This is a genomic window from uncultured Negativicoccus sp., assembly GCF_902480485.1.
GTDB classification, from domain to species: Bacteria; Bacillota; Negativicutes; order Veillonellales; family Negativicoccaceae; genus Negativicoccus; species Negativicoccus succinicivorans.
Genome location: NZ_CABSTC010000071.1, coordinates 1 through 5,221 on the forward strand (window position 1 = coordinate 1; position 5,221 = coordinate 5,221).

The following is a 5,221-nucleotide window of genomic DNA, read 5'->3' on the forward strand; positions in this document are numbered from 1 at the left end:
CTTAACATGGGCGGAGTTTAATGAACGCGGACGTCTTGGCTGTGCCCGGTGTTACGAAGTCTTTGCTGATTCTTTATTACCTTTATTGCAGCGGTTGCAGGGGGCGACGAACCATGTCGGTAAAGTGCCTTCAAGAGGGTCCGGTGTTTTTACTACCAATCACCAGATTAAGCGGTTGCAGCAGCAACTGAATACTGCGCTGGAAAAAGAAGAATATGAAGAGGCGGCGCGTCTGCGCGATGAAATCTACGCGTTGCAACATGAGCCGCCAAGAAAAAAAACGGAGGAGGGGCAGAAATGAATATTCAAAATGTTTTGACGAGCCCCGCTCAGCCGTGGTTTCAAGGAAGCCACCCGGATAGTGATGTCGTGCTTTCCAGCCGAGTTCGTTTAGCCCGTAATATTGCCAATATTCAATTTCCGAACATGGCCAACGAAAGTGAATTGATGGCCGTGGAAATGGCAGCCAATGAGGCCAAGCAATCTCTTAGCGAAGAGTATCAAGAAGAGATGACGTACGTAAAAATGTCGGATCTGGATCGTGTCGACCGTGAAATTTTATTGGAAAAACATTTAGTGAGCCCGCAACTGATTTCCGTGCCTGTACATCGCGGTATCGTAATCAATGAAGCAGCAGATATAACGTTTATGGTTAACGAAGAAGATCATTTTCGGTTACAAATGTTAGCCGGCGGGTTACAGCTGGAATCATTGTGGGAAAAAGCCAACCGTGCAGACGACGCATTGGAAAGCAAAATAAACTTTGCATTCACAGATAAATGGGGCTACCTAACGGCATGCCCAACCAATGTCGGTACCGGGATGCGGGCCTCGGTTATGGTGCATGTGCCGGCATTAGTCAGGACTAAAAAAATGAAGCGGATTATTCAGGGTATTTTGAAGTTCAGTTATTCTGTGCGCGGAATTTACGGTGAAGGATCGGAGATGCTGGGAGATATTTTACAAATCTCCAATCAGGTCACACTGGGAGTCCGTGAAGCAGAAATTGTAGAAAATTTAACGAACCTGACTCATCAGCTTATAAAAGAAGAAACAGCAGCGCGGGAAGAACTGCGCCGCACACAGGCGGTGGAACTGCGCGATGAAATTTGGCGCGCGTACGGTATTTTACGATATGCTCGAAAACTATCGGGACACGAAGCATTGACATTATTGAGTACTGTGGAGTTGGGGCGCATCTTGGGGTGGCTGCCTCATATTCCCGAAAATTTATTTCGCGAGATGATGGTTACGACACGTCCGGGGTTTCTCCGACGCTATGCCAACACCGCAACACTTAATGAAACGGACCGCGATCGGTGGCGAGCAGCTGTCGTTCGTGAAACATTAGACAACAAAGTAAAGGAGTGAAAGTATATGAACAATAAATTAACGGAAAGCGCAAAGGCAGCACTGGCCTATGCGCAAGAAACCGCGATGGAAGCAGGTTCAGATGTCGTCGGCACGGAACATATCCTGTTGGGGATTGCTTCACAGCCGAAAAGTATCGGTGGCAAAGTATTAAATGAAGTCGGCTTTACGCTTGAAAAAGGTCGTGCCATGTTGCTTGGGAATCGTCCGGCAAATCCGTCTTCCGATATCGGCATGAGTCCGCGCACTAAACGTGTCTTGCAAAGTGCAGTTGGGGAAGCAGCTCGTTTAGGACAAAATTATATCGGTACTGAGCATTTGCTTTTGGGTATTCTGCGTGACAGTGGCGGCATCGCGGTGCGGATGTTGCAGGAACTTGGTATTGGCGGTCGAGAGCTGACCCAAGCATTTCAGAAATATCTCGGCACGGAAACGGATCAGGAAGCCGGCGACACCAATTCGGATTTGGGTGACTTGGGTGAGTATGCACGTGATTTAAATAAAATGGCAGAAGAAGGCAAAATCGATCCCGTCATCGGTCGTGAAAAAGAAATTGAGCGAGTGATTCAAATTTTGAGCCGTCGCACTAAAAACAATCCGGTGCTGATCGGAGAGCCGGGGGTAGGTAAAACAGCGATTGCGGAAGGCCTTGCGCAACGCATTGTGTCAGGTAATGTGCCCGAAATTTTGAGAAATCGTAAAATTATTTCGCTGAACATGTCATCTGCGGTCGCGGGTACTAAATACCGTGGAGAATTTGAAGAACGCTTGAAAAAAATTATTGACGAAGTACGTAAACATGAAGAGTGGATTTTATTTATTGATGAATTACATACCTTAATCGGTGCGGGCAAGACGGAAGGCGCTATGGATGCGGCTAACATTATGAAGCCTGCTTTAGCGCGCGGAGAATTGCAATGCATCGGTGCGACTACGTTGGACGAGTATAAAAAACATATCGAAAAAGACGCCGCTTTGGAACGTCGTTTCCAGCCGGTTTTAGTCGGTGAACCGACCGAAGAAGATGCGGAACAGATTTTATTAGGATTACGGGATCGCTATGAAGGGTTCCATAAAGCTAAAATTACAGATGAAGCGATTCATGCCGCAGTCCAACTTTCGGCTCGTTATATCGCGGATCGATTCTTACCGGATAAGGCAATCGACGTAATGGATGAAGCAGCGGCAAAAGTACGCATTGCGGCCGCGGCTACACCTCCCGACATTAAATCGAAAGAAGAAGAGCTTAATAAGGTATTGAAAGAAAAGGAAGAAGCAGTAACTTCGCAGGAATATGAACGTGCCGCTCAATTGCGCGATCGCGAACACGAGTTGCAGGATGAATTGAATAAAATTAAATCCGGCTGGAATAAAGGGGATGCCGATAATTTGGTCGTCAATAAGTCGGATATTGAAGAAGTCGTCGCAAGCTGGACCGGTATTCCGTTAAAACAAATGCAGCAGGAAGAAACCGAACGATTGCTGCATTTGGAAGAAGATTTACATGCGCGTGTTGTAGGGCAGGAGGATGCTGTACAGGCGGTTGCGAAAGCCATTCGTCGTGCTCGCGCGGGATTGAAAGATCCGAAACGGCCGATTGGTTCATTCCTGTTCCTCGGACCGACCGGTGTCGGTAAAACCGAATTGGCACGCACACTGGCAGAAAATCTGTTCGGGGACGAGAATTCCTTGATTCGTTTGGATATGTCCGAGTACATGGAAAAACATACTGTTTCCCGTCTTGTTGGGGCATCCCCCGGATACGTCGGTTATGAAGAAGGCGGTCAGCTGACAGATGCGGTACGTCGTCGTCCGTATAGTGTTATTTTGCTGGACGAAGTGGAAAAAGCGCACGCTGATTTCTTCAACATCCTTTTACAGGTATTGGACGACGGGCGGCTGACGGACAGTCAGGGACGTACTGTCGATTTCCGTAATACCGTAATTATTATGACCAGTAATTTGGGTTCACGGCGCTTACAGAATGATTCTGCGGAAATGGGCTTTTTGGTAGGGAAAAATAACGATACCTCAAGCGAACGAATTGCCCAAACGGCACGTAAAGAAATCATGGACGAAGTAAAACGCTTTTTCCGTCCGGAATTTTTAAATCGAATTGATGATATCATTATTTTCCACCCGCTGGAAAAAAAGGACTTGGAACATATCATCGATATTATGTTGACAAAGATGAACTGTCGCCTGAGCGAACAAAAAATGACGGTCGAAGTAACGCCGGCGGCCAAGAATTTTCTGATTACGAAAGGCAGCGATACCCAATATGGAGCACGACCGCTGAAGCGTGCTATTCGGAAATTCATCGAAGATCCGATTTCCGAACAGATTTTAGCCGGGAATTTGAAGCTGAGCGCTACCGTTGTAGCAGATAAAAATGATGATGATACATTGCGATTTACATCGAAGCCAGCGATGAAAAACAGCTCGGATGCGGCAACGTCAGACACGCCTTCCGAAAGCGCAGAGAAATAGCAAAAAACCGGTAGATTTTCTACCGGTTTTTTGCTATTTCAACCACACGTCAGCTATGCTAGACTAAAGAGAAGAAAAGAGGAATGTAATGGCGAAAAATAAAACTGTATTTTATTGCACGGAATGCGGTGCGCAAACGTTGCGTTGGAGCGGTCAATGCATGCAATGCGGTGCGTGGAATACGCTTGAGGAGCGCGTAGTGAGTGTGAAAACTTCGCATACTGTGAAGGCGACCTCGGACACGCGTGCATTGCGGTTCAGTGAAGTTAATGCCGATGCGACTCGACGTTGGCCGATCGGTGATCGTGAATGGGACAGGACGTTAGGGGGCGGCATTGTCCCTGGAAGTCTGATCCTACTCGGCGGAGATCCGGGCGTCGGTAAATCCACACTGATTTTGCAAGTAGCCGCTGTTCTTGCGGAAAGTCACTCCGTTTTATACGCCAGTGGTGAAGAGTCTGCGTCCCAAGTGTTACTGCGGGCACAGCGTTTGGGTATACCCACGGACAATTGCTACCTTCTTTCTATGACTGATTTGGAACAGGTACTGGCCGAAGCAAAACGGCTGGAGACCGATGTTCTTGTTATTGATTCCATTCAAACAATGCAGATGTCGGATGCTGACGGCATAGTGGGCAGTGTCAGCCAAGTCAAAGAATGTACGCAGGCACTGTTGCATTTCGCAAAAGAGACCGGTACAGCGGTCATTATTATCGGTCATGTCACCAAGGAGGGGAATATTGCCGGGCCGCGTCTTTTGGAGCATATGGTCGATACCGTCTTGTATTTGGAAGGAGAAGCAGGGCATCCGTTGCGTGTTTTGCGTGCTGCCAAAAACCGTTTCGGAGATACCGCGGAAAGCGGTGTGTTCAGTATGCAAACAGACGGCCTTGCCGCAGTCAGTGATTTGTCACGCATGTTGCTCGCCGATCGTAGTGAAGCGCAAATCGGCACGGTGGTATTTGCCGGCTTGGAAGGGATCCGTCCGCTGCTCGCCGAGGTACAGGCGTTGACCAATCCTACTGCGTTCGGGTATGCAAAACGCACGGCCGTCGGATATGATCAAAATCGATTGACGGTGTTATTGGCTGTCTTGGCAAAACACGCGGAAGTCGGCGTGACCGAGCAGGATGTGTATGTTAATGTCGCGGGTGGCTTACGTATTACCGAGCCGGCGATTGATCTGGCCGTGGCATTGGCGATTTTCTCCGTGCTGTACAATATCCCGGTTTCCCCGCAAACAGCGGCTATTGGCGAGATCGGTTTGACGGGGGATGTCAGGCGGGTGCCGCAAATCGAAAAACGCTTGCAGGAACTTTCTAAAATGGGATTTAAAACCGTTTTCTTGCCGGCCGCCAAT

General features: G+C 48.2%; 4 protein-coding genes. All 4 read left to right on the top strand.

The window, feature by feature from the left end:
- Nucleotides 1-301, top strand: a 301-nt coding sequence (locus tag RDN69_RS05715; RefSeq protein WP_288218357.1) for a UvrB/UvrC motif-containing protein, incomplete at its 5' end; no start/stop codon positions are given.
- Nucleotides 298-1,371 (top strand): protein arginine kinase, encoded by a 1,074-nt coding sequence (locus RDN69_RS05720; protein ID WP_024048838.1) that lies wholly within the window; start codon nt 298-300, stop codon nt 1,369-1,371. The genes RDN69_RS05715 and RDN69_RS05720, both read left to right, overlap by 4 nt.
- 6 nt (nt 1,372-1,377) lie before the next feature.
- Entirely contained in the window at nt 1,378-3,861 is a 2,484-nt protein-coding gene (locus RDN69_RS05725) for an ATP-dependent Clp protease ATP-binding subunit (protein WP_288218358.1), read from the top strand.
- 88 nt (nt 3,862-3,949) lie between these two features.
- Nucleotides 3,950-5,221 (top strand): DNA repair protein RadA (gene radA, locus RDN69_RS05730; protein ID WP_288218359.1); only part of this gene is annotated, 1,272 nt, incomplete at its 3' end.

Bases quoted from the DNA above. Each gene is read 5' to 3' on its own strand.
- RDN69_RS05720 (WP_024048838.1), top strand. From the start codon at position 298: ATGAATATTCAAAATGTTTTGACGAGCCCCGCTCAGCCGTGGTTTCAA.
- RDN69_RS05725 (WP_288218358.1), top strand. From the start codon at position 1,378: ATGAACAATAAATTAACGGAAAGCGCAAAGGCAGCACTGGCCTATGCG.